General features: G+C 29.7%; 32 protein-coding genes and 1 pseudogene. All 33 read left to right on the top strand.

Going from position 1 to position 24,978, the window contains the following annotated elements; all coding sequences use genetic code 11:
- Positions 1-83: 83 nt before the first annotated feature.
- Positions 84-1,085 (top strand): hypothetical protein, encoded by a 1,002-nt coding sequence (locus tag CLVI_RS06870; protein WP_106059378.1) that lies wholly within the window; start codon positions 84-86, stop codon positions 1,083-1,085.
- An 84-nt stretch (positions 1,086-1,169) separates the two neighbouring features.
- Positions 1,170-2,528, top strand: a complete 1,359-nt coding sequence (locus tag CLVI_RS06875; RefSeq protein WP_106059379.1) for a GspE/PulE family protein — start codon at positions 1,170-1,172, stop codon at positions 2,526-2,528.
- A complete protein-coding gene (locus CLVI_RS06880) occupies positions 2,512-3,543 on the top strand; it encodes a type II secretion system F family protein (protein WP_106059380.1) in 1,032 nt (343 codons plus the stop codon). Before CLVI_RS06875 ends, CLVI_RS06880 begins: the two co-directional genes overlap by 17 nt.
- On the top strand, positions 3,544-4,011 hold the full coding sequence (locus tag CLVI_RS06885; RefSeq protein ID WP_106059381.1) for a prepilin-type N-terminal cleavage/methylation domain-containing protein: 468 nt from the start codon (positions 3,544-3,546) through the stop codon (positions 4,009-4,011).
- 20 nt (positions 4,012-4,031) lie between these two features.
- On the top strand, positions 4,032-4,451 hold the full coding sequence (locus CLVI_RS06890) for a hypothetical protein (protein WP_106059382.1): 420 nt from the start codon (positions 4,032-4,034) through the stop codon (positions 4,449-4,451).
- Positions 4,408-4,899: a prepilin-type N-terminal cleavage/methylation domain-containing protein gene (locus tag CLVI_RS06895; RefSeq protein WP_146127309.1), complete on the top strand. Its 492-nt coding sequence runs from the start codon at positions 4,408-4,410 to the stop codon at positions 4,897-4,899. The genes CLVI_RS06890 and CLVI_RS06895 overlap by 44 nt, the downstream gene beginning before the upstream one ends.
- A gap of 106 nt (positions 4,900-5,005) precedes the next feature.
- On the top strand, positions 5,006-5,332 hold the full coding sequence (locus CLVI_RS06900; protein ID WP_146127310.1) for a hypothetical protein: 327 nt from the start codon (positions 5,006-5,008) through the stop codon (positions 5,330-5,332).
- On the top strand, positions 5,322-5,954 hold the full coding sequence (locus CLVI_RS06905; protein ID WP_106059385.1) for a calponin homology domain-containing protein: 633 nt from the start codon (positions 5,322-5,324) through the stop codon (positions 5,952-5,954). Before CLVI_RS06900 ends, CLVI_RS06905 begins: the two co-directional genes overlap by 11 nt.
- A complete protein-coding gene (locus CLVI_RS06910; RefSeq protein WP_106059386.1) occupies positions 5,932-6,321 on the top strand; it encodes a hypothetical protein in 390 nt (129 codons plus the stop codon). The genes CLVI_RS06905 and CLVI_RS06910 overlap by 23 nt, the downstream gene beginning before the upstream one ends.
- On the top strand, positions 6,284-6,673 hold the full coding sequence (locus CLVI_RS06915; protein WP_106059387.1) for a hypothetical protein: 390 nt from the start codon (positions 6,284-6,286) through the stop codon (positions 6,671-6,673). The genes CLVI_RS06910 and CLVI_RS06915 overlap by 38 nt, the downstream gene beginning before the upstream one ends.
- A gap of 127 nt (positions 6,674-6,800) precedes the next feature.
- Complete coding sequence (gene efp / locus CLVI_RS06920) at positions 6,801-7,358, top strand: elongation factor P (RefSeq protein ID WP_106059388.1); 558 nt, start codon at positions 6,801-6,803, stop codon at positions 7,356-7,358.
- 69 nt (positions 7,359-7,427) lie between these two features.
- Complete coding sequence (locus CLVI_RS06925; protein ID WP_242980599.1) at positions 7,428-7,790, top strand: CD1247 N-terminal domain-containing protein; 363 nt, start codon at positions 7,428-7,430, stop codon at positions 7,788-7,790.
- Between the two features lie 150 nt (positions 7,791-7,940).
- Complete coding sequence (gene spoIIIAA / locus CLVI_RS06930) at positions 7,941-8,837, top strand: stage III sporulation protein AA (protein ID WP_106059389.1); 897 nt, start codon at positions 7,941-7,943, stop codon at positions 8,835-8,837.
- A complete protein-coding gene (spoIIIAB, locus tag CLVI_RS06935; RefSeq protein ID WP_106059390.1) occupies positions 8,825-9,343 on the top strand; it encodes a stage III sporulation protein SpoIIIAB in 519 nt (172 codons plus the stop codon). The genes spoIIIAA and spoIIIAB overlap by 13 nt, the downstream gene beginning before the upstream one ends.
- Positions 9,344-9,361: 18 nt before the next feature.
- The gene (gene spoIIIAC, locus CLVI_RS06940; RefSeq protein WP_106059391.1) at positions 9,362-9,559 is read left to right on the top strand and encodes a stage III sporulation protein AC; all 198 of its coding nucleotides are present in this window, start codon (positions 9,362-9,364) and stop codon (positions 9,557-9,559) included.
- Positions 9,560-9,567: 8 nt separating this feature from the next.
- On the top strand, positions 9,568-9,951 hold the full coding sequence (spoIIIAD, locus tag CLVI_RS06945; RefSeq protein ID WP_106059392.1) for a stage III sporulation protein AD: 384 nt from the start codon (positions 9,568-9,570) through the stop codon (positions 9,949-9,951).
- Between the two features lie 9 nt (positions 9,952-9,960).
- Positions 9,961-11,163, top strand: a complete 1,203-nt coding sequence (spoIIIAE, locus tag CLVI_RS06950; protein ID WP_106059393.1) for a stage III sporulation protein AE — start codon at positions 9,961-9,963, stop codon at positions 11,161-11,163.
- A 2-nt stretch (positions 11,164-11,165) separates the two neighbouring features.
- A complete protein-coding gene (gene spoIIIAF / locus CLVI_RS06955) occupies positions 11,166-11,723 on the top strand; it encodes a stage III sporulation protein AF (RefSeq protein ID WP_106059394.1) in 558 nt (185 codons plus the stop codon).
- A 17-nt stretch (positions 11,724-11,740) separates the two neighbouring features.
- Positions 11,741-12,334 carry a stage III sporulation protein AG gene (spoIIIAG, locus tag CLVI_RS06960; protein ID WP_106059395.1) on the top strand — a complete coding sequence of 198 codons (594 nt, stop codon included), beginning with the start codon at positions 11,741-11,743 and terminating at the stop codon, positions 12,332-12,334.
- Between the two features lie 41 nt (positions 12,335-12,375).
- Complete coding sequence (locus CLVI_RS06965; RefSeq protein ID WP_106059396.1) at positions 12,376-12,909, top strand: SpoIIIAH-like family protein; 534 nt, start codon at positions 12,376-12,378, stop codon at positions 12,907-12,909.
- A gap of 82 nt (positions 12,910-12,991) precedes the next feature.
- A complete protein-coding gene (locus CLVI_RS06970) occupies positions 12,992-13,372 on the top strand; it encodes an Asp23/Gls24 family envelope stress response protein (RefSeq protein WP_106059397.1) in 381 nt (126 codons plus the stop codon).
- A gap of 186 nt (positions 13,373-13,558) precedes the next feature.
- The gene (gene nusB, locus CLVI_RS06975; RefSeq protein ID WP_106059398.1) at positions 13,559-13,963 is read left to right on the top strand and encodes a transcription antitermination factor NusB; all 405 of its coding nucleotides are present in this window, start codon (positions 13,559-13,561) and stop codon (positions 13,961-13,963) included.
- A 15-nt stretch (positions 13,964-13,978) separates the two neighbouring features.
- On the top strand, positions 13,979-14,827 hold the full coding sequence (locus tag CLVI_RS06980; protein WP_106059399.1) for a tetrahydrofolate dehydrogenase/cyclohydrolase catalytic domain-containing protein: 849 nt from the start codon (positions 13,979-13,981) through the stop codon (positions 14,825-14,827).
- A complete protein-coding gene (xseA, locus tag CLVI_RS06985; protein ID WP_106059400.1) occupies positions 14,817-16,013 on the top strand; it encodes an exodeoxyribonuclease VII large subunit in 1,197 nt (398 codons plus the stop codon). The genes CLVI_RS06980 and xseA overlap by 11 nt, the downstream gene beginning before the upstream one ends.
- An 8-nt stretch (positions 16,014-16,021) precedes the next feature.
- Entirely contained in the window at positions 16,022-16,246 is a 225-nt protein-coding gene (locus CLVI_RS06990; protein WP_106059401.1) for an exodeoxyribonuclease VII small subunit, read from the top strand.
- The gene (locus tag CLVI_RS06995) at positions 16,233-17,105 is read left to right on the top strand and encodes a polyprenyl synthetase family protein (protein WP_106059402.1); all 873 of its coding nucleotides are present in this window, start codon (positions 16,233-16,235) and stop codon (positions 17,103-17,105) included. The genes CLVI_RS06990 and CLVI_RS06995 overlap by 14 nt, the downstream gene beginning before the upstream one ends.
- Positions 17,106-17,122: 17 nt before the next feature.
- Complete coding sequence (dxs, locus tag CLVI_RS07000; RefSeq protein ID WP_106059403.1) at positions 17,123-18,979, top strand: 1-deoxy-D-xylulose-5-phosphate synthase; 1,857 nt, start codon at positions 17,123-17,125, stop codon at positions 18,977-18,979.
- A gap of 16 nt (positions 18,980-18,995) precedes the next feature.
- A complete protein-coding gene (locus tag CLVI_RS07005; RefSeq protein WP_106059404.1) occupies positions 18,996-19,805 on the top strand; it encodes a TlyA family RNA methyltransferase in 810 nt (269 codons plus the stop codon).
- Between the two features lie 17 nt (positions 19,806-19,822).
- The gene (locus CLVI_RS07010; RefSeq protein ID WP_106059405.1) at positions 19,823-20,680 is read left to right on the top strand and encodes an NAD(+)/NADH kinase; all 858 of its coding nucleotides are present in this window, start codon (positions 19,823-19,825) and stop codon (positions 20,678-20,680) included.
- Positions 20,677-21,126, top strand: coding sequence for an arginine repressor (locus CLVI_RS07015; RefSeq protein WP_106059406.1), 450 nt, complete (start codon positions 20,677-20,679; stop codon positions 21,124-21,126). Before CLVI_RS07010 ends, CLVI_RS07015 begins: the two co-directional genes overlap by 4 nt.
- 22 nt (positions 21,127-21,148) lie before the next feature.
- The gene (gene recN / locus CLVI_RS07020; RefSeq protein WP_106059407.1) at positions 21,149-22,843 is read left to right on the top strand and encodes a DNA repair protein RecN; all 1,695 of its coding nucleotides are present in this window, start codon (positions 21,149-21,151) and stop codon (positions 22,841-22,843) included.
- Between the two features lie 161 nt (positions 22,844-23,004).
- The gene (gene spoIVB / locus CLVI_RS07025) at positions 23,005-24,195 is read left to right on the top strand and encodes a SpoIVB peptidase (protein ID WP_106059411.1); all 1,191 of its coding nucleotides are present in this window, start codon (positions 23,005-23,007) and stop codon (positions 24,193-24,195) included.
- 397 nt (positions 24,196-24,592) lie between these two features.
- Positions 24,593-24,862: pseudogene (locus tag CLVI_RS07030) on the top strand (response regulator); the annotation flags it as partial.
- Between the last annotated feature and the right edge of the window lie 116 nt (positions 24,863-24,978).

Here is a 24,978-nt window from a genome sequence, read left to right on the forward strand (position 1 = left end):
TTAATTAACAGTACAAAAAATTCATAAATGAATAAATTTTGTATGTATATATGTGGTATTATTTTTAACAAGAAGGAGAAGTAATGAAAAGGCATAAAAAAGCCAAATACATTGTCTTTGGTATAGTATTCAGTTCTTTATTATTAAATTCTTGTGGTATTAATGAAGAGGCTAAAATTGAGGGCGTAAAATTAAATAAAGGGGCTATAATACAAAATGATGATGGCTACTATAAAAATTATAATCTACAAGATGGAAAATATAATCAAATAGATAGTGAAGAAACAATAAGATTATATGATAATATAGATGGCAATTATATTAGTGAAAAAGATGGGAAATATTTTAGCTTTTATAATGGAAAAATAGAAGAATTAAAAAGTATAGGATCAGGTGATAGTAATTTAAAGTTATCACCAAATGGCAAGTTTATATCTTATTTTAAGAATGATGATGAAGTTAATTCAATAAAGATAATGGATTTAAATAGTAATTCACCTGTAGAATTTAATTCAACGGTACATATATCTGGCTCCTATTTAGAATGGATAGATGAAAGCCATATTGTTTATTATGGGATAAAAGAAGAACACATAAATGGAATATTTATCTATGACGTAAAGAATAAAAGCGAGAAGTTATTTTATGAACTTGAAGAAGGATTTATTCAATTTTTAAAGAGTGTGGATACCGGGCTAATATGTGTTCAACAAACTTTAGATAATAAAAGGCTAATAAGACTCATTGATAAAGATGGTACTTATAAGTGTATTCTATCTGAAGCCTTTTTAAGTGTTAAAGATGTTATATATAATGGAGAAGATTACTATGTTATAGGTACAACTAGTAATAATATACCTTCAATTTATAAATTGAAAGATGGAAAAAACAAAAGAATGATTTTTGATTTTCCCATTGAGGTAAACATGAATAAAGGACTTAGTGTAGATGAAGAAGGAAATATTTTATTTATTGGGAAGAGTAGCAGTTCCAGATCGGATGAGTTATACACATTGAAAAAGGATGGATTAATAAAACAGATTAAATCAGATTCAATTGAATATAATTTTGTTGAATATCAATAGGCTTAAAAGCTTATTGATATTTTTTTTCGATAAATACGAATAAAATGGTAAAAATAGGTAATGTTCCTAATAGAGAGGGTGAGCATGATTGAAAATATAGATTTAAACTTAGCAAGAAAAATTCCTTTAAATCAAGCTAAGGAATACAGTGTTCTTCCATTGTATGAAAAGGAAAATAAGATTTATATTGCAACAAGTAATAATGGAGATATTGGAAAAGAATTTTTGAATTTCTTATTGGAGAAGGAATTGGTTTTTATTAATATGAAGTCTAAGGAATTACTAAGACTAATTCATGGAGTATTAGATTATGGATATGAGAACATGGAAGAAAAAATTTTTGAAGAAGCTATAACATTAGGAGCAAGTGACATTCATTATGAACCTGTAAATAAGGGATTAAATATTCGATTTAGGATTAATGGGTCATTAATATTAGTTAGAAAACTAATTCTTGCTGAATACGGAAAAATTATTTCTAGATTAAAGGTTAAATCTAATATGGATATAACTGAAAAAAGAATTCCTCAAGATGGTAAGTTATTTATGAAGTGTAATGATCAGGTATATAATTGCAGATTGTCAACAATACCTGTGGTAGATGGTGAAAAGTTGGTTTTAAGAATTCTTTATGGAGATAAATATTTATCAGATATAAGTGAACTTAATTTCACTGAAGAACAACAAAAGACCTTAAAGAAAATTATAGCATTGAATAGTGGTCTGGTTATTGTTAATGGGCCAACTGGTAGTGGGAAGTCAACAACCTTATATACGATTTTAAATTCTATTAAAGGAAATCATATCAATATAACAACTTTAGAGGATCCTATAGAAGTTACAATGGAGGGAATAAATCAAATTAATTTGAGTGCAAAAAAGGGAATTACCTTTTCAACTGGATTAAGAAGCGTTTTACGCCAAGATCCTGACTTGATCATGGTCGGCGAGATAAGAGATGAAGAAACTGCAAGAATGGCAGTAAGAGCATCCATAACTGGGCATAAAGTATATTCCACTATCCATACGAAGTCTCCTAGAGAGGTGCTTTTACGCCTTGAGGAAATGGGTGTAAATGGATATCTAGTAAGGGCTGCTCTCGGTGGTATAGTTTCACAAAGATTAATTGGAATATTATGTAATGAATGCAAAGAGAAGATTGGAAGAGTTAAATTAGAAAACAAGGTTATAGATATATATACGAAACAGGGATGTGATAAATGTAATGGAATAGGATATGAGGGTAGGGGCTTAGTCTCATCAGTAAATTATATTGATAGGGAGACTCGCGAAAAAATTAAATCTATTTATAGTGATGAAAGTTTACTTTCAAATCAACAAATGTTAATTGTAATACAGAACTTACTTAGAAATGGAAGTATTGACTATTATGACTATCTAAATTTCATTCAAGGGGAGGAGTTAGATGAAGGCGCATTTTGATAATCTATGTATAATTGCTGAAAATCTAGGAGCTCTTTATGAAGATGGAATAACAATAGGAAATGCTTTTGAATTAATGGGGGAACTCCCTTTAAGGAAAGATTATAGAATGAGTATTAAAGAAATTAATAATAAAGTATTAAAGGGGAATTCCTTAGGTAAGTCATTTAATGAACATTCGTTTTTATATCCATCATTTTTTGTGGGTATAATTTCAGTAGGTGAAAATAGTGGGGAGTTAACGAAGACCCTAAATAGTTTGAGTAAATATTATGGACAGAGTAACAAACTTAAAAAAGAATTAAAAGCAGCGCTTATTTATCCCGCGTTTATAGGGGTATCGTTAATTTTATTGATGGTCTTGCTATTTTTTATACTTATCCCTAATATGTATGATACTTTTCGAGGGCTAAATATCTCAATGCCTCCAATAATTGAAAAAATATACTATGGAAGTAGATGGATAGGAGAAAATATAGTATTGTTTTTGGCAGGGCTAATATGCTATCCGCTAGTAATTTTTATATTAGTTAAATCTTCTAACATATTAAATAGACATATTGGATATAAGATACTATTAAAATTTAAAATAATAAGAGAATATTATGAATACATTTTTATTTTATTAATTTCAGTAGTTCTAAGTAGTGGAATTTCTCTTGTGAAGGGAATAGAAATTTGTATCGGTTCTACAGGTAAACAGGTGATCGAGGAGCGACTTGTTTATATTAATACGGAACTTCTAAAGGGAGGAGAATTAAGTAAATCATTAGATAATGGATTTCTCTCGAAATATAGTTTGTCAATGATAACATTAGGAGAAAATAGTGGAAGTTTAGAGGCGGTAGTGAAAAAATTAGAGACACGACTAGAAAAATCCATGGAAGAAAAGCTAAAAAAAATTATTACAATGATAACTCCTATTTTTATAGGTATTATGGCTCTAATAATTTTTATATTCATCTATATTTTAGTAATTCCTATTATGGATGTTATGTACTCAGGGTATAAATAAATGAGAAGAAAAGGGTATACATTAGTTGAGCTAATAGCTTCTTTAGCAATAATATCTATTATTTTTACAATTGGATTTGGTGGAGTTAAAATTTATAATGATATTGCATATGAAATAGAAAAGAAACATTTGTTTTATGAAATAGAGGATATTTTAAGCTATGGCAAAAAATACCTTAGTGAGGAAAATAAAGATGGAGTTTTCTGTATTGAAGATAAGGGAGATACAATTAATGTTTCAGTTAAAGTTAATGATGTATCAGTTAGAGAAGTAGAATTAGAAAAATGTATTTCGTTATACTATGAAAATTATATTGAACAGAAAAGCTTAGAAACTTTAGTAATTAAGTCAAATGGTAATATAGAAGCTAAAACTATTTACTTTCAAGATAAAAATGGTGATAGAGATATATTAACTGTAGCTGTTAGTGGAAACTATACTAGCATAAGGGAGTGGAAAAAAGAGTAGTGAAAAAAAGAGGAAGCTTAATGATTGAAATTGTAATTGCAATAGGAGTATTATCTATAATTTCAATATTTGCAATAAGTACATGTAGACTTTTAATTATTAATACTACAAATAGAATTAGTACACACAAAATGAATGAATCTATTTATGGAGTAAGTAGTGAAATTAAATACAACATACAATATGATGATTTAGTAAATGCTTTAAAGTATGAGAATATTACTATGAAGTATGGGGATGGATTTTTATATAAATTAGCAACTATAGAATTATTATCAAGTGAAGTTAAGGCTTATGAGGATAAAAAATTAGATATAAAGCTATTAAATAGAGGAACCTACAATGAGGACAAAATTTTAGATATTAAAATAGAAATAAGCTACAAGGGAGAAAATATTGAGAAAACGGTTACAAAAGCACCCTGGATGGAATATGTATAGAAAACGTAATGGGTTTACTCTTTTAGAAATTGTAATATATATGGGATTATCTTTAGTTATATGTCTTATAGGCTATAAGGAAGTTATGCAAGTGAAAAATATATATTTAAAAAGTATAGAAGAGAGTTTGGCCATAAATAGTGTTGAAGAGGCATTTATAACCATAGATAAGTTTGCTAGAGAAATTGATGTAATAGGTATCTCTAATATAAACAATAAATTAGTCATTAATAAAGGTAGCGATACAGATGAATCTTATGAAAAACGTATTATAGAGGAATCAGAAGGTAATTTACTTATTAAATATTATGATTCTACAAACATGTTAGATTATAAGGGCAGAAGTACCCTAATTATAAAAATAAGCGATTTTAATGTTATATCTAAAGGGAAATTAATTTATATAACCTTCAAAAAAGGTGGTGTCATTTATACAAAATGTTTATAAGAGTTCCGGCTATGTATTAATAAATCTTATTATAGTTTTAATGTTGGTTTCTCTAATATCAATTTTAGGGGTGAGGATTATATATAATAATAACGTCCACAGAGCTATGAAAATTGATAAAAGAGATTTATATGAAACAAAAATTAATTATATTGATAATATGGAGGAGATAATAACAGAACTTAATATATATTCTACTGAACATAAAGATATAATTCATGAAATCAAAGTAACTGGAGTAAGGAAAGTCATAGTAGTTAATGCAGTTAGTCTGAAGTACGTACAAGATAATAATATATTTGAAGTCATATATAACAAGGGTATAAGGTATGAATTTGAACTTAGATATAAAGATGTAAATGATAATATATACTTTTTACCTAAGGAAAACTACATGGTTTTGGAAGGAGATATATATAATTATGGGATATAGTTGTATACAAGCAAGAGAAAAGATTCTAATTTATAAAGAGAAAAATTATGACTACATGGATTTTCTTAAGAATATTAAAGTAGCAAGAAAAAGAATTATAGTTATTTTAGATGAAAATCTATACATCAATATAGTGGATATAAGGTGTGAAAAGAAGACTAATGAAAAGATAGCTTGCGAAACTATTAAAGAATCCTTCGGTAATGGTAATGATTTGCTTTTTAATTATGAAGTCTCCCAGGATTTGCAGAAACTATATATTTATGGAGTTAAGGGTGGAATTAAGTTAGCTGAATTATGTAAAGGCGCTAGTAAGATAAGAATTTTCCCTTTGCAACTATTAGTTGTTAAGAAATTAAAATATAGGATTCAAGAAAAAAGTTGGCAATGTATTTTTAAATATATGAATAGATATTATTACTGCTCTATTATAAAGGGTCTTGTGGAATTGACTTTTATACAAGAAAATATAAATATATTTAACAATAAGTTTCAGGAAGTAGTAAACAAAGAAGTGCTTTATTTGGATAATACAATTAATAAATTAGATATAAATGGGATGAAAGATTTTAATTATATAGAATTAGGAGGAATACTAAATGAAAAAGTATTTAGTAAATAAAGATTTTATTCCGATTAGTTTTATAGAAAATCAAAGAAAAAATGAAAGGAAAGGAGACAAGAGAGGGATAATAATGTTGACGATTATTGCCTTGTGGTTTGTGCCTAATTCAATTGGTAATTTGTTTCCTAAAGAAGAGAAGTCAGAGTTAATTAAACAAGATTTAAGTAGCCAATATAGAAGTTTAAATAAATGGCTGGATTTTATGGATGGAAATTTAGAAGGAGAGTTTTCGCAGGAAAGTGGAACTATAATTATTGAAGGACAGGAAAAACTAAGTACACTATTAGATAATGAAAATATAACTATAGATACTATGGAGGAGCTTGGTGAAAAAAAATATAGATTACAAATTAGTCAAAAATAGGATTTTCAATAAAAGTGTATGTGTGTCTATTTTGGTTGTATTTATAATTTTAGAGTTATGGACATTCTATCTTGCAGAACAAAAGAAAGAAAAAATAACAGTTAATCAATATATTCTTAAAGAAGAGGAGAGTCTAAAGGATTTTATAATACAATTAGAAAAAAATGAAATTAATATAGTAAATATGAATAAAAAGAGTAAGGGGTATGAATTTAAGGTAATGGTAAGAGGGACAAAGGAAGAAATTAAGAAAAAAGTAGAAGATTTAGTTGATTTTAATATAAATAGTTATAATCTTGATGTGAAAGATGAATTAATAAAGGGAACTTTAACAATATCTACTATAAGTTAGTTGCAATTTTTATTTTGTTCTGATAGAATAGGATTGTTATGGGATTAATTATAACTAAATTAATAAAAGTATCTCATTGTTTTGAAGGTATTTATTATAAACTTATACATTTTGGAGGGATATTACTATGATATCATCAGGAGATTTAAGAAAAGGTACAACTTTTGAGCACGAAAGCCAAGTATACACTGTTATAGATTTTTTACATGTTAAACCAGGTAAGGGACCAGCTTTCGTTAGGACAAAGTTAAGAAACGTTATTTCAGGGAGTGTTACAGATATAACTTTTAATACATCAGCTAAGTTTCAAGAAGCTGTTATTGAAAGAAAAGAAATGCAATATTTATATTCTGATGGAGAATTATATTATTTCATGGATCAGGAAACATTTGAACAAATTCCACTAAATCGAGACACTGTTGAAGAAGCAATTAAATTTTTAAAAGAAAATATGTTCGCAATTATTAAATTCTATAAAGGGGACGCTTTTTCAGTAGAAGCTCCAAATTTCGTAGAATTAGAAATTACTCAATGTGAACCCGCAGTAAAGGGTAACACTGCAACAAATTCATTAAAGCCTGCTACAGTTGAGACAGGAGCAGTTGTTAACGTTCCAATGTTCGTTAATGAGGGAGACACAATAAGAGTAGATACAAGAACTGGCAATTATATGGAAAGAGTTTAATATGGATTTTGAATTGCTAAGTTTATAGAGCTTAGCAATTTTTTTTAATATATATAAGGAAGTGTTTGTGTGAAAGAAATTAAAAGTAAAATTGATAGATTAAACAGCAAAATTTTAAAAATAGAGGACGACAATTATAAAGAACTATTTAATGAGGTATCCAGTGTATTAGATGGATTATCAGCTAAGGTTCATGAAATTATGGTTAATGAAGCAGTTTTAGCAGAAAATCTTAAGTACTTGGATGATGATATATCAGATATACAAGAAGAACTTTTTGAAGAGGTATCCTTAGAAGAATTAGATGAGATAGAGGAAGAATTTAAAGAGGTTACTTGCAAAGGATGCGGAAAAACCATTTATATTGAAGCATCGGCACTTAAAGAGAATAAAGGAATTCCTTGTCCCTATTGTGATGAAAATATTATATAAAAAAACAAATCCATTGATAAGACTAAAATCTTATCAATGGATTTTTTTGTCTTTATTTAGTTTACATATTTTTTCTAGTTTATGTAATAATTCTACGGTAATGTAAATAAAAATTAAGTAGGAGTAAATATAAAAGAGGAGACGATAACTATGGAGGCGGGCTTTGAAAAAATGTTTCCAACTAAAATTCTTCCATATTTAGAGGACTATCTAAAAGATAAAACTCTCCAGGAGATAAGAATTAAGGCTGAGAAGCCGGTAATTACCATTTCTTCAAAGGGAGAAAGTGTATTAGCATATATATCTACTAGGGAAGACGTAAAATATATTTTACAAAGAATTTCAAATTATTCTCTTTATGCTTATGAGGAGGATATTAAGCAAGGCTTTATTACAATTAAAGGAGGCCATAGAGTAGGACTTGCAGGGGAATGCGTTATGGAAGGAGGAAGGATAAAGACGATACGAAATATTTCATCTTTAAATATACGTATATGTAGAGAAATTATAGGATGCTCTAGAGATGTAATACAATATATTACAACTGACAATAGAGTTTATAATACAATAATTATTTCTCCACCTAAATGTGGAAAGACCACAATATTAAGAGATATAGGGAAAAGTTTATCAGAGAAGGGAAAGAAAATTTCTATTATTGATGAAAGAAGTGAAATTGCAGCAAGTTATTTAGGAGTGCCACAAATGAAGGTTGGTATAAGGACAGATGTTTTAGATAATTGTCTGAAAAGTGAGGGTATGATAATGGCAATAAGATCTCTTTCTCCTGAGGTGTTAATTTGTGATGAAATCGGAACAATTAAGGATGTGGAAGCGCTCCAAATGGCTTTTAATTCTGGAGTGAACATAATAGTAACTCTACATGGGTCGAATATTGAAGATTTATTATGTAGAAGGGTCTTTGAAGATTTAATTACAAACAATATCCTGGAAAGAGTTATTATTTTAGGAAATAGTAAGGGTGTAGGAACTATTGAAGGTGTGTTTTCTTTATCAAAAGGAGGAGAGAAAATATGCTTAAGGTAATGCTTATAATAGTTATATTTACCTTCTGCTCAACCTTAGGATACATTTATGGAGATAGCTTTAGGAAAAGGTTTATACATTTAAAGGAAAGCTACAAGGGGATTATTCTTCTACAAAATGAGATTCTATATAATAACACACCACTCCCCGAGGCTCTTGAAGATGTAGCTAAGAAAATGAAAGCTCCAATGGAGTATCTGTTAAATACTGTAGCTAATAGATTATCTAGTGGGGCTGAAGGTGATGTATATTCAAATTTTAGAAAAGTATATAAAGAGGTTGAAAATGATCTTTACTTTGAAAAGGAAGATAAGAGCATACTTGAAGACTTTTTAAAGTCCTTGGGGGCCTCCGGCATATATGGTCAGGAAAAAATATTTAAACTAGCCCTAGAAAACTTAAAGGGTAATATTGATGAAGCTTCAGAGCTGGCAAAAAAAAATACTAAGTTATATAGATATCTGGGAATCTGCTTTGGAGCTATGATATCTATACTTTTATTATGATAATGGAGGATGATGTTCATGCTGGATATAAGTATACTTTTTAAAATCGGGGGGGCCGGTATCGTTCTGGTGATTTTAGACAAGGTCTTGAAGAGTGCTGGCAAAGATGATATAGCAGCAATTACAAATATAGCAGGGGTAGTTATTATCTTAATTATGCTTATTTCTTTGATAAACGATTTGTTTAATTCTGTCAAGACTATGTTTTTGTTTTAGGTGATGATATGTTGATATTTAAGGTAGTAGCATTTGTTTTAGTTGCGTTATTTATATTTTTAGTATTTAAGGACAGAAGGCCAGATATGGCTGTACTAATTATAATGGCTGCTGGAGCTATGGTTTTTATTTTTTGCCTGTCAGAACTCGGACAAATTTTAAGTTTTCTAAAAAACATGTCAGAAAAAGCAGGTATAGACATGATTTATCTAGGAATAATTTTGAAAATATTAGCTATATCATACTTAGCTACATTTACAAGCGAAATATGTAAGGATGCAGGGGCCGGAAGTCTTGCGTCTAAGGTGGAATTTGCAGGCAAGATCTTTATATTAGTTCTTGCTATACCAATTTTAATGGCTGTATTAGATTCTATATTACTAATTTTATAGAGGTATATTATGAAAGTTTATAAAAGACTAATGATTTTAATAGTAATAAACATATTTATAGTTTTAGTTCCGTCTATTAAAGTAGCGGCTACAGAAGAATTAACTAATGTGGATGCGACTACCAAAGAGGAAATAACCATGAATGATGGTACCACGAAGGACTTAAATAACTTATATAACTATATTAATAACAAGAAAACTGATGTGGAATTAATGAATGAACTTGAACCTATTGAATATATAAAAAGCTATATAAAGAATGGAAAAGGAAATATTTCAATAGCTAAAGTGGGAAAAGCTATAGTAAGCATGTTGTTTAAAGAAGTAGGAAGTGTATTGAAATTTGCTGTTTCTTTGATAGCCATTGCTATATTTTGTTCGTTTCTTAATAATCTACAAGAATCCTTTAGTAATAAGAGTATATCAACGGTAGCTTTCTATGCGTGTTACTCAATATTAATTATGGTACTTTCTAAAAGCTTTTTAATATCAATATCTGTGGCTAAGGAAGTTATATACGGTATATCTGATTTTATGGGAGCTATACTTCCAATACTTGTTACTATGATCGGACTAGCTGGAGGTATTGCAGAGGCGGCTACTATTGACCCAATTGTAATGGGCGCAGTAGTTATTATTCCTAGAATATATACCACATTAATAATTCCGCTAATTTTAATAAGTTTTGTATTACAATTTGCCAATAACCTTTCGGAGGAGCATAAAATAGATAATTTATGCAATATGATTAGACAGTCAACTTTATGGATGCAAGGGATAATAATTACTATTTTTATAGGGTTATTAACAATTAGGGGGATAACAGCAACAACGATTGATGCAGTTGCTTTGAAAACCACTAAATTTGCAGTAGATAATTTTGTACCAATTGTTGGTAAAGCGTTTTCTGATGCTATAACGTCAGTTGCTGGATATTCACTTATAATAAAAAATGCTATAAGCGGCATAGGGTTAATTGTTATCATTTTAATAATACTTTACCCTATAGCTAAAATGATTTTAATGATTTTAATATATAAGTTATCAGCAGCTTTAGTTGAGCCAATAAGTGACAAGAGGATAACTTCGGTTATATCAGCTGCAGGAGACTCTTTAATAATGCTACTGTCATGTGTTCTAAGTGTAAGCCTTATGTTCTTTGTATTGCTTGCTATAATGGCATCTGCAGGTAAGTTTATTGTGGGAGGTTAAACATGGAATTAATTAACAATTTTGTTATTACCATTGTGACTACCTTAATATTTATAACTGCCATTGAGATAATTGGTCCAGATAATAGTATGAAAAAATATGTCAAATTTGTTCTAGGATTAATTTTGATCGCAGTATTATTAAGTCCTATAATAAACTTCTTTTCAAAAGGTGAAGGGGTGATAACAGAGGTCATTGATAAATATGAAAAGGAAATTACGAATAGCTCAGCTAAGGAAACAAATACGCAGGATGAAGATAGATTAAGAGAAAAGAGTTTCAATGAAAACTTTAATAAAAATTGTGTAAGCCTACTTAAGGATAAATTTGAGAATTACGATTTTATAAGTGAAATCAAATGTGATGTAGATTTTACAAAAATGACCTTTAAGGTAGATAAACTAATAATTGGAGTCCAAACAAATGGAGTTAAGAAGATAGAGGAGGTGGATTTAAGTAATGATAAGGATAAAGATGATAGTATTCAAAAAGAAATAAGAACATTTTTAAGTGAAGAATTAAAGGTTGAAGAGGAAAAAATACAGGTAGACTACCTATAGGAAAAGAAGGGGGAAAAATGAATAAGGATAAAATTTTAAATGAACTTAATAAATTACTTAAAGATAAGAAATTTAGTTATGTTTTATGTATACTATTAGCATTATCTTTTGTATTAATTGCCATTAATTTTTTTGCACCAAAGAGTGTAAACACCATAAGTGAAAATACCAGCGCGGAAACAATTACTAACGAAACAATGAATGAAACTAATACAGCTAATTATGAAGATGAACAGAAGAAAGAGTTGATAAATATTTTAAAGAGAATAGAAGGCATTGGTGATGTGGATGCAATGATTAATTTTCAAAGTGGTGAGGTTAAGGTGCCAGCCTATGATACAACAACTCAAACAACAATTACTGAAGAAACAGATAAAGAAGGAGGAAAACGTGTTAATAACCAAAAGAATGATGGATCTACTGTAGTTATGACAAGCAATGATGGGGAAAATGAACCCTTTATACTTGAAAGTTATAAGCCCAAAGTGATTGGAGTTGTAGTAGTTGCAGATGGAGCTAAGAGTAGTAAAACTAAAAGTGATATTGAGAAGGCGATACAAAGTTTATATGACATTCCTGCAAACAAAGTAAATGTATATCCAATGAAGTAACAGCATATAATTCAATAGGTATTAGATGGGAGGAGAAAAAAATGACTAAAAAACAACTTGGTATAATATGTACATTGTTAGCTCTTATAGTATGTACTGCAATCTTAGCGGCTAAATTAAATAATGGGGGACTTAATGATCCTAGTGATTTAAGCGCTGTGCTCTCAGCAGAGGATGGAATAAATGAGGTTGAGGAAGCAACTGATACAGAAACAATAAGTCAACAGGATTTCTTTATTGATTCCAGAAGCGAAAGAGAACAGAAGGATGCAACTACGGTACAAAGCTTAAAAGCTATAGCAGACAATGAAAATACTTCAGCAGAGCAAAAAGCAAGTGCTACAGATCAGCTTCAAACAAATACACTCAAACAAGACAAGCAAAAGACTATAGAATTAAATATAAAAAATAAGGGATATGTAGATGCCTTATGTGAAATCTCAGAGGATCAAAAGCAAGCAAGTATAATAGTCAATGCAGAAGATGGACTAAGTGAAAAAGATGGAGCAGTAATACAAGAAATAGTTCAAAATGCTGCCAATATAAAAGATGTAACAATAGAGGTAAAAAAATAATCCATTGTAATATAAAAATGAATTTGTTATAATTAACATAAGATTATTAGTTTTGAGGATCAAAACTTAGGAGGTAAGCAGAATGAAGGAAGTAAGCGGTGATGAGCATGCTGGAATTGTAAAGATTTCAGATGAAGTTGTAAGTGTTATAGCTGGTATAGCAGCAGAAGAGATAACAGGAGTTATGGAGTTTCAATCAGGAGTTTCAAATAACATATCACAAATATTTAATAAAGGTAAGAAATCATCAGGAAAGGCTGTTAAGGTTACTCTTGAAGAAGACAGAGCAATAATTGAAGTAGCTGTTTCAGTTGAATATGGTATTAAAATATTGGATGTTGTATCACAGGTTCAAGACAATGTTAAAAAGACCGTAGAAGCTATGACAGGACTTGGGGTTGATGCTGTAAATGTGTATGTTCAAAACATTTACTTGCCAAAAACTGAAGATACAGAAAAATAATAAAGACCTCTGCTACAAAGCGGAGGTTTTTTATGATGTTAACTTATATATTTTTGTGGAAAGCTTGAAGTGCTTATGATAAAATTAAAAAGGCTGTTTATTAAAAATAGTTTAGGTTTATAATAGTAGATAGAGAGTTAATTATATAATGAGAAAAATTTATTTTATAAAATTTTGGAGGAAAACATGAGTAGAACAAAATCAAGAGAAAAAGCAATGGGAATATTATTTGGTATGGCAATTAGCAAGGATACGCCAAATGAGGCCATAGAAACATCCCTAGATAATTTTGACGGAGACATAAAGGAATTAGATTTAGAGTACATAAGAGAAGTTTTAGAAGGAATAGATAAGAATAAAGCTGAAATAGATTCAATTATAGAAGTGAATCTTATAAATTGGAAGATAGAGAGAATATCTAAAGTTAACTTAACCATATTAAGACTTGGAATATATGAAATGAAATATTTAGAAGATGTGCCAAGTAGGGTAGCATTAAATGAAGCGTTAGAACTAGGAAAGATATATTCTGATGAAAAAGGTGTTTCCTTTATAAATGCAGTATTAGATAAAGTTCTTAAAGAAGTTTAAGGGGGAAGTTAAAATATGGGGCAAGTAATTAATGGCAAAGAGATAGCAATAAACATTAAGGAAGAAATTAAATCCTATGTTTTAAAAAGATCTGAGGATGGAAAGAATATTCCCAAAATCGCATCAATATTAGTGGGAAATGATGGTGGTTCTATTTACTACATGAATAATCAAGAAAAAGTTGCTAGATCTTTAGGATTATTATTTAATAAAATAGTATTAGAATCAAATATAAAAGAGGAAGAATTAATTGATTTAATAGAGGAACTAAATAAAGACAATGAGGTACAAGGAATTATACTTCAGGTACCTATGCCTAAACATATTAATGAAAATAGAGTGATTAATGCAATTTGTCCTAATAAGGATATAGATTGTTTAACTACAGAATCTCAAGGGCGACTTTATATGGGTGTGGAGGGTTTTTTGCCTTGTACACCAAATTCAGTAATTACTTTGCTTAGAAGTTTAAATGTTAATTTAGAAGGAAAAGAAGTAGTTGTACTTGGAAGAAGTAATGTTGTAGGTAAGCCTGTAGCACAATTATTATTAAATGAAAATGCTACAGTAACTATTTGCCATTCAAGAACTAAAAACCTAAAAGAAGTTTGTAAAAGAGCCGATATTCTTGTGGTAGCAATTGGTAGACCTAAATTTGTTGATGATAGCTATGTAAAAGATGGAGCTATAGTAATAGATGTTGGGACATCCTCAGTTGAGGGCAAAATTACAGGAGATGTAGATTTTGAAAAGGTAATAAATAAAGCAGCTTTTGTAACACCAGTGCCAGGTGGAGTAGGAGCTCTTACTACGACTCTTTTATTAAAAAATGTTTGTGAGGCTTTGAAAAAAAATGAAGATTAAAACTTTATCAGTAAGTGAGGTTAATAATTACTTTAAAAGAATAGTAGACAATGATTTCATACTTAATAATCTCTCTGTAAAAGGGGAGATTTCTAATTTAAAATACCATTCTAGTGGACATATTTATTTTTCTTTAAAGGATGGAAGTGGAAGAATAAATTGTGTCATGTTTAAAAATAGGGCAGAAACTCTAAAATTTAGACTAGAAGAAGGCATGAGTGTTATTACAAGTGCAAGAGCTTCAGTTTATACTGCTAATGGTAGCTTTCAATTGTATTGTGACGAAATTGAAAAGGAAGGTTTAGGGCAGTTATATATAACTTTTGAAAGGTTAAAGGAAAAGCTTAATAAGGAAGGATATTTTAGTCCTGAAAGCAAGAAGCCAATGCCGACTATGCCTGAAAGAATAGGGGTTGTAACATCAGCTACAGGGGCTGCAGTCAGGGATATAATAAATGTAACAAGAAGAAGAAATAGTTTAGTTGATATAGTTATTTATCCAGCACAGGTTCAAGGAACTGGAGCCTATAGAGATGTTATAAAGGGAATAAAATATTTCAATAAAAATAATAGTGTTGATGTTATAATAATTGGAAGAGGAGGAGGCTCCATTGAGGATCTTTGGAATTTTAATGAAGAAGAACTTGCAATGGAAATCTTTAAATCTAAGATTCTAATTATATCAGCAGTAGGGCATGAAGTGGATTTTACTATTTCAGATTTTGTGTCAGATATTAGAGCAGCTACACCCTCGCAGGCAGCAGAAATTGCAGTGTATTTAGAAAAAGATATATACAAACATATTGAAGCCACAGAAAAATCAATGAAAAATGCTATAGAGGATAAATTGGAAATTGAAAGAGCGAAGTTGGTATCATTTGAAAGTATACTAAAAGTGAACTCACCTATAAATAAAATTGTTAACAGCTACCTTGTGGTGGATGGATTAAAGGAACATTTAAATAAAAACATTAAAAATAGATTAAGAATACAAAAAGAGAGGTTATCAGGTTTTAATAATGTCTTAATGGCACATAATCCTACTAACCTGCTTAATAAAGGGTATGCTATAATAGAAAATAATGAAGAGATAATTAAAAGTGTAGAACTTTTAAACATTGAAAAGGATATAAAGATTACTCTAAGGGATGGAAGTGTTAAGGGTAACTTTAAACCATTTAATTAGGAGGGCTTATGGCTAAAAAAGAGAGTTATGAAGATATGCTAAGTAAGCTACAAGATGTATTAGCTAGTCTTGATAAAGAAGAATTAAATCTTGAGGAGTCAATGAAGGCTTATGAAGAAGGCGTAAAGCTTGTAAATAAACTTTATAAGACTTTAAATACACTAGAAGGCAAAATTTCTATTGTTAATGATGACAAAGAAGCGGAGTTTAATGGCGAAAATGAAGGTAGATAATTGTAAAAAAGAGATAGAAGTATATTTAAGTAGCTATTTTAAAGACAAGGGAGTCTATAATAAATTAATATATGAAGCTTCAAGTTATAGTTTAAATATAGGTGGAAAAAGAATAAGACCTATATTATTAATGCTTTCTTATGATTTATACAAAGAAGATTATAGCAAAGTAATCCCTATGGCTGCAGCAATTGAGATGATCCATACCTATTCTTTAATTCATGATGATCTTCCAGCTATGGATAATGATGATTTAAGAAGAGGTAAACCTACAAATCATAAGGTTTATGGGGAAGGAATTGCAACTCTTGCTGGGGATGCACTTTTAAATGAATCTATGATAGTTATGATAAACTTTTCTTTGAATCATGGCGAAAAAGCTTTAAAGGCTTCAAAGATAATTTCAGAGGCTGCAGGAGCAGAGGGTATGATAGGTGGTCAGGTTGTTGATATATTAAGCGAGACAAAAAAAAGTATATCAGAGGACGAACTAAAATACATGCACTTAAAGAAGACTGGAGAACTAATTAAAGCTTCAATTATAGCTGGAGCAATACTTGGTGAGGCACCTAAAGAAGATGTTGAAATTCTTAATTTGTTCGGAATAAAGCTTGGGTTAGCTTTTCAAATAAAGGATGATATACTGGATGTAGTAGGAAAAGTAGAAAAATTGGGTAAGAATACGAAAAAAGATGAGCACATGAACAAATGCAATTTTATAACAATGTATGGAATTGAAAAGTGCGAAGTTTTATGCAAGACACTAACAGATGAATGTATAGAATTACTTAATAGGTTAAGTGTAAGTGCAACTTATCTAAAGACTCTAACTTTTAATCTTTTAGAGAGAGAATACTAAGAAGAGGAAATGGTAAAATGAAGAAAAATTTAGAAAGTATGAAATTCCCTGAGGATATTAAACATTTAAACAATGAAGAATTAGAGATCTTAGGGAAAGAAATACGAGAATTTCTTATTGATAAAGTATCAAAAACAGGAGGACATTTAGCTTCAAATCTTGGAGCTGTTGACCTAACTTTAAGTCTTTTTAAAAGTTTTGATATAGAAAAAGATAAATTTATATGGGATGTTGGTCATCAAAGTTATGTACATAAGATTTTAACTGGTAGAAAAGATTCTTTCGATAATCTTAGAAAAAAAGATGGGATTAGTGGATTCCCAAAGAGAAAAGAAAGTAAATATGATTGTTTTGACACTGGACATAGTAGTACATCAATATCTGCAGCTTTAGGAATGGCAAGAGCTAGAGATCTAAAGGGTGAAGACCATGAGGTTGTGGCTATTATTGGAGATGGAGCTTTAACAGGTGGTATGGCAATAGAAGCCTTAAATGATGTAGGATTTAATAAGACTGATATGATAATTGTTTTAAATGATAATCAAATGTCTATTTCTAAAAATGTAGGTGGTGTGTCAAAGTACTTAGGTAATCTTAGAATGAAACCGCAATATAATAAGCTTAAGGCGGATATTACAAGCAAATTAAGTAGCTTAAGGTTTGGGAAGCCTGTGGTAAATTCCTTGTCTAAAATTAAAGATAGCATTAAGCAACTTGTGGTTCCTTCAATGCTATTTGAAGATATGGGAATAAAATATTTAGGTCCTATTGATGGACATGATATCCGTTCTATGAGTGAGGTTTTTAAGAATGCAAAACAAATCAAAGGGCCGGTTTTAATACATACTATTACAAAAAAAGGAAAAGGCTATGAAAAGGCAGAGAAGAGTCCGGAAAAATATCATGGAGTATCCCCATTTGACTTAGAGAGTGGAGAGCCTTATAGTTCCCCTAAAAACAGTTATTCTAAGGCCTTTGGTATAGCAATAATTAATATAGCACGGGAAGATGAAAGTGTAGTTGCAATTACTGCAGCTATGCCAGATGGTACTGGACTTAGAGGTTTTGCAAATGAATTTCCAAAGAGATTTTTTGATGTAGGTATTGCAGAACAACATGCAGTAACATTAGCAGCCGGTATGGCTTGTAGCGGGTTGAAGCCGATTTTTGCTGTTTATTCAACCTTTTTACAAAGAGCATATGACCAGGTTTTACATGATGTATGTATCCAAAACCTACCGGTGATTTTTTGTATAGACAGAGCGGGGATAGTTGGGGAAGATGGCGAAACTCATCAAGGAATTATGGATATTTCTTATCTTTCTATGATTCCTAATATGACTATAGTTGCACCGAAATGTGTTGAAGAGGTTGAACCTCTTGTAAGATGGGCAATGAAGAAATCAACCCCTGTTGCCATAAGATATCCTAGAGGTGGAGATGAAATAGAAGGCCTTGAGCCAATTAAAGAAATAATTGAAGGAAAATGGGAAGTAGTTAAAGATGGAGAAAAGTTAGCCATTATAGCTACTGGCAAAATGCTTCAACATGCCATTAAGGCAAATGAGATTTTAAGAGAAAAAGGCTTAAATCCAACTATTATTAATGCAACATTTATTAAACCTATGGATGAGGATTTAATATCTAAATTGGTTAAAGAAAACTATAATATTATCTCTATTGAAGATAATATGGCTAAGGGCGGATTTGGTTCTAGTATACTGGAATATCTAAATAAATATGATTATAAGGGTAAGTTTAAAGTTTTAGCTTATGATGATAAATTTATTGAACAAGGAAATGTAGATGTTCTTTATATAGAAAATGGATTAGATGCAGAGGGCATAGCAAGAGCAGCACTTAATCTAATTTAAATTAAAGGAGTAAAACATGGCAGAGAAAAAACAAAGATTGGATATATTATTAGTTGAAAAGGGTATAATTACTTCAAGAGAAAGAGCAAAAGCTTGTATAATGGCAGGGAAAGTCTTTGTTAATGGGCAGAGGATTGATAAGGCTGGTGAAAAGGTGGCAGTGGAAGCTGATATTGAATATAAGGGCAAAGCTCTTCCTTATGTAAGTAGGGGGGGGCTTAAGCTAGAGAAGGCTATGAAGTCTTTTCCAATTACTTTGGAAGGAAAAGTCTGTATGGATATAGGTGCATCTACAGGGGGATTTACTGATTGTATGCTTCAAAATGGAGCTAAGAAAATATTTTCTGTAGATGTAGGATACGGACAATTTGCTTGGAAGCTTAGGATAGATGAAAGAGTAGTTTGTATGGAGAGAACTAATATAAGATATGTAACTTTAGAGGATATTGGAGAACCATTAGATTTTGCATCTATAGATGTATCATTTATTTCCTTGAAAAAGATAATGCCAGCAACTGTTGGATTATTGAAGGATAGTGGAGAAGTAGTAGCTCTTATTAAACCACAATTTGAAGCAGGCCGGGAACAGGTAGGTAAAAAAGGCGTGGTTAGAGATATAGAAGTACATAAGGAAGTTGTTTTTGGAATAGTAGATTATTTAATAAAGAGTGAATTAGTAGTGCTTGGAGTTGGATATTCTCCAATAAAAGGACCTGAGGGGAATAGGGAATATTTAGTCTACTTTACAAAGGATAAAAATAGAGAAAGTAATTTTAATCGAGAAGATATTGAGAAAGTTATTGAAAAATCACATATAGAGATATAGCTTATAGGAGGAAAACTATGAGGAAAATCGGTATAGCAATAAATATTGAAAAAGATAAAGATGGAACTATATTAAATATGGTTAAGGATAAATTTGATAAAAACTTTAACTTAGAAGAAATAATTGTATTTGATTCATTTCATACAAAAAACCAAGTATTTGATGCAAAAATGGATTTGCTTGTTGTACTAGGGGGAGATGGTACTATTCTTAGTGTGGCTCGTGAAGTGAATAAAGAAAAATCTGTGCCAATACTAGGTATAAACATAGGCAATTTAGGATTTTTATCAAGTATAGAAATATCAGATATCGATGAAGCTATAGAAAAGATAAAGTGTAAAGACTACACTATAGATAATAGAATGTTATTAGAGTGTGAAATTGGAACCGGTAGAGATAAAAAAATAGAGAATGGATTAAATGATATAGTTTTAGCACGAGGAACATTATCTAGGATGGTTAAATTTAGAGTCTTTATAGATAACAAACTATATTCAACGTTTAAAGGTGATGGGCTTATAGTAGCTACTCCTACAGGTTCAACAGCATATTCTTATTCGGCTGGAGGACCATTTATATATCCCAATTTAGACTTAATTACATTAACTCCAATATGTCCTCATATGAAAAGTATACATACCATTGTGCTAGGTGGTAGTAGTACTATTGAGATCATCCCTGAAATTGGAGAGGAAGATATCTATGTAACAGTTGATGGCCAAAAAGTAACTAAGGTTAAGCAAAAGACGTCAATTAAGGTTAGAAGAGCAGAAAAACATGTTGAAATACTTTTATTTAAGAATTATGACTATTTCAAAGTCCTTAGGGCAAAACTAATAAATAATTCAAAGGATTGGGGGGAAGATACGCTGTGAAATCAAAAAGGCATATAAAGATCATAGAGATTATAAAAGAAAGAAACATCGAAACCCAAGAAGAGTTGGCTGAAGAATTAAAAAAGGCAGGATTTGATGTAACTCAAGCTACGGTTTCAAGAGATATTAAGGATATGAAATTATTAAAGATGCAAAGGATATCAGGGAAATACAGCTATGCAACTCCTAAAAGTGAAGAAACTAATTTATCAGTTAAGCTAACAAATGTATTATCTACCCTAACAGTTTCAGTTGAAAATATAGATACCATGGTAATAGTGAAAACGGTAGTAGCTGGAGCGGCACCAGTGGCTGAAGCAATAGATGGTTTTGGATTTTCGGAAATAGCAGGAACTATTGCAGGTGAGAACACTATATTTATTATGACAAGAACTATAGAATCTGCAGAAAAGGTAGTTATTAAAATTAGAGATTACATTTCCTAAGGGAGTAATAAGGTGGTGTAAAATGTTAATTCAATTAAATATTAAAAATTTTGCTTTAATTGAAGAAATTACTATAGAATTTAGAGAAGGCTTTAATATTCTTTCTGGAGAGACAGGAGCAGGTAAATCTATACTTATAGATGCTATAGATTATGTTCTAGGTGGGAAATTTTCAAAAGATCTTATTCGAACTGGCAAAGATAGGACTTACGTAGAAGCAATATTTTCTTTAGATAACAAAAACATTGATATTATTTTAGGAGAATTGGGTATAGAAAAGGAAGATATGCAAATAATATCTAGAGAAACTCTACTTAGTGGGAAAAGTATAATAAAGGTAAATGGAAAAAGTTTGATAGTGTCACAATTAAAAAAAATTCGTGAAAAAATATTAGATATTCATGGACAACATCAAAATCAAAGTTTACTACAAAGAAGTAATCATATTTTATATCTAGATAATTTTATTGGGAGAGAAATTCAAGGACCATTAAATGAATTTTTTTGTTTAAAAGAAAAATTACATGACGTAAGAAACAGAATAGCCCAAATTAAAGACAGTGATGATAGGGATAAGTTAATTGATTATACTAAATTTCAAATTGAGGATATAGAAAAGGCAAAATTACAAAATGGTGAAGAAGAAAATTTAAAGGAAGAGTATAATACTTTATCAAATGCCGAAAAAATAACCAATTCACTAAAAATAAGTTATGAATATTTAGAAGGCAGAGAAGATGGGCAATCTATTTTAGAATCACTTTCAAAAGTTATAGGAGAAATTTCTTCTGTAGAAAAGCATTTAGAATCTATAAAAGAAAAAAAAGAGATTTTAGAAGGTGCATTTTATAGTATTCAAGAAGTAACAAGGGAAATTAGAGATACTTCAGATGAAGTAGTATATGATGAAAATAAACTTTCTATGATAAATGAAAGAATTTATGAAATTAATACATATAAGAAAAAATATGGTGCTACAGTTGAGGAAGTTTTAGAATACTATAAGACATTAAAAAATAGATATAAAGAACTTATAAACTCAGAAGAAATATTAAATGAATTAAAGGATAAGGAAATTAAAATTATAGCTTTAATGAAAGAAGTTGGACAGAGGCTACATTCTATAAGAGCTAAATATAGTAAAACTTTAGAAGACAAGATACTAAAGGAACTTTCTTATGTTGGACTTGAAAAATCTTCTATGACAATTGTAGTTAGTCTTGAAGAAACTATAAAAGATAGAGGTTTTGATGAAGTATATATTATGATTTCGACAAATGTTGGAGAACCGTTGAAGCCTTTGGAAAAGGTATTATCTGGAGGAGAATTATCTAGAATAATGCTAGCATTAAAATGTGTTTTTGCTGATAAAGATGCCATATCGACATTGATATTTGATGAAATAGATACAGGAGTAAGTGGAGAAGTTGGTCAAAGAGTTGGAGAGAAAATGTATCAGGTTTCATTAGGTCGACAGGTTCTTTGCATTACGCATTTACCTCAAATTGCAATTTTATCAGATCATCATTATTTTGTATCTAAAAAAGTTCAAGATGGAAAAACCTTTACTAAAATACAATTATTATCCACAGAAGAAAAAATCAGACAAGTAGCTTCTATGTTAGGTGGAAGAGAGGTAACTGAAGCAACTTTAGAGAATGTAAGGGAAATGTTAATATTCTCAGAAAAGAAAAAAGAAGAAATAAAATGTCTATAAAGTACATAAGTAATTGGATTTAGGAAAAAATAAAACCACCTAGGTTAGGTGGTTTTATTTTTTTGTTTTTAATTTTTGGATATAATAGAAAACTTAATACAGAATAGAAGGCATGTCCAATGGGTAATTTAAAGATAGAAGCAAAGGAGGAGGAGAAAAAAATGAAGAAAAATATATTAAAAAAAACAAGTATGTTAATAGCTCCAATCTTGATTCTTTCGATAATTACATGCTTTTCTATTAAGAATATACCTAAGTATGTATATACAAATAATGAATTACAAGTAATGACATCTCTTAAAGCTGTAGCACCTTTTACTAAAATGAAATACGAAGATTCTGTTATTAAAATGAGTATATTCGGTGTAATTCCAGTAAAATCGGTATTGGTTAAAAAAGTAGATAATATTGAAGTAATACCAGGAGGAAATAGTATCGGTGTTAGATTATCCTCAAACGGTGTTTTGGTTGTAGGTCATTCAGAGGTAGTAGTAAATAATGAGAAAATAGAAAGCCCCGCTAAAGATGCCGGTGTAGAAATAGGAGATTTAATTACAAAAGCTAATGGCAAAAAAATAGAAACTTCTGTTCAATTGATTGAAAGTGTAAAAAAATCAAATACTGGAATATTAAAATTAGAAATAACTCGTAATAATGAAAATATATTAAAAGAAGTGAAATTATTAGAAGAAGAGGAAGATGGATATAAAGTAGGTCTTTGGGTAAGAGATTCTACTGCTGGTGTTGGTACTATGACCTTTTACGACTCTAAAAGTGGCAAATTTGGTGCTCTAGGACATCCTGTTACCGATGGAGATACTAATGAACCATTTTCAATTAAAGAAGGAGATTTATTGAATTCATCAATTATTAGTGTTAGAAAAGGAGAAAAAGGTTTGCCAGGAGAACTCAAAGGAATTTTTCAAGATGAGAGTTTTCCAATAGGAAAAATTAATAAAAATACTCAATGTGGAATTTTTGGAGAAGTAAATAAAAACGCAGATAAATTAATTACTCCAACGCCTTTACCAGTTGCTTTTAGGGATGAAATAGAATTAGGTAAAGCTACAATACTTACTACAGTTGATGAAAGTGGAACTAAAGAATATGAAATAGAAATAATTAAATTATTCGAACAAAGTGAACCAGGGCCTAAAAGTATGATAATAAAAATAACAGACGAAAAACTTTTACAAAAAACAGGAGGAATAGTTCAAGGGATGAGTGGAAGTCCTATAATACAAAATGGCAAGATAATAGGAGCTGTTACTCATGTACTAATTAATAAACCTGATGTAGGTTATGGTATATATATAGATTGGATGCTACAAGATGTAGGATTGATTAAATAAAAAAACGGCAATAATAAAATATTTTGCCGTTTTTTTATTAAAACTATACAATTTTAAATTTAATAAGGAGAGAATAGGAGAAAAAGTAAATAAAATAAAAAAACTTTGCTAAAAACTATTTACGAATAATGAATAACGGTGTATAATTTACAAATAGTGGAAGCTAATTATGAAATAAAAGTAATTCTGCGATTTTAATTAAATACTATCTATATTATGCTATTGTATAATTGATAATTAAAAAGATATAATTCATAAATTACATTTATTTGTATAGAAGGATTTCTTAACCTAGTGTCGAATATATTACAATAGTATTTATAAATTGTTATATTAAAAAATAGTAAATGGAATTGTATTTTACAGATGGTAAATATTTAGTGAAGGGGAGATAAATATGGAAGATTCAAAAATATCAGTTTTAATTGCTGATGACAACAAGGAGTTCTGCAGTATACTTAATGATTATTTATTAAATCAAAAGGATATAGTAGTAACAGGTATAGCTAAGGATGGTAGAGAAGCGTTACAATTAATTCAGGAGAGAAAACCAGATCTAGTTGTTTTAGATATTATTATGCCACATTTAGATGGATTAGGTGTATTAGAGCAGCTTAATACTTTAGATATAGAAAAAATTCCAAGAGTTATAATTTTAGTTAGAGTATAATTTTAGTAGGCAAAGGTAGCAAAAAAATAAAGGAGATGTAAAAACATCTCCCCAATACATAAATTATCCATTATAATTTTATTGCTAAGATAAAAAGAATGGAGTTGGATTTA

Source organism: Clostridium vincentii (genome assembly GCF_002995745.1).
In the GTDB taxonomy this organism is placed as follows: Bacteria; Bacillota; Clostridia; order Clostridiales; family Clostridiaceae; genus Clostridium; species Clostridium vincentii.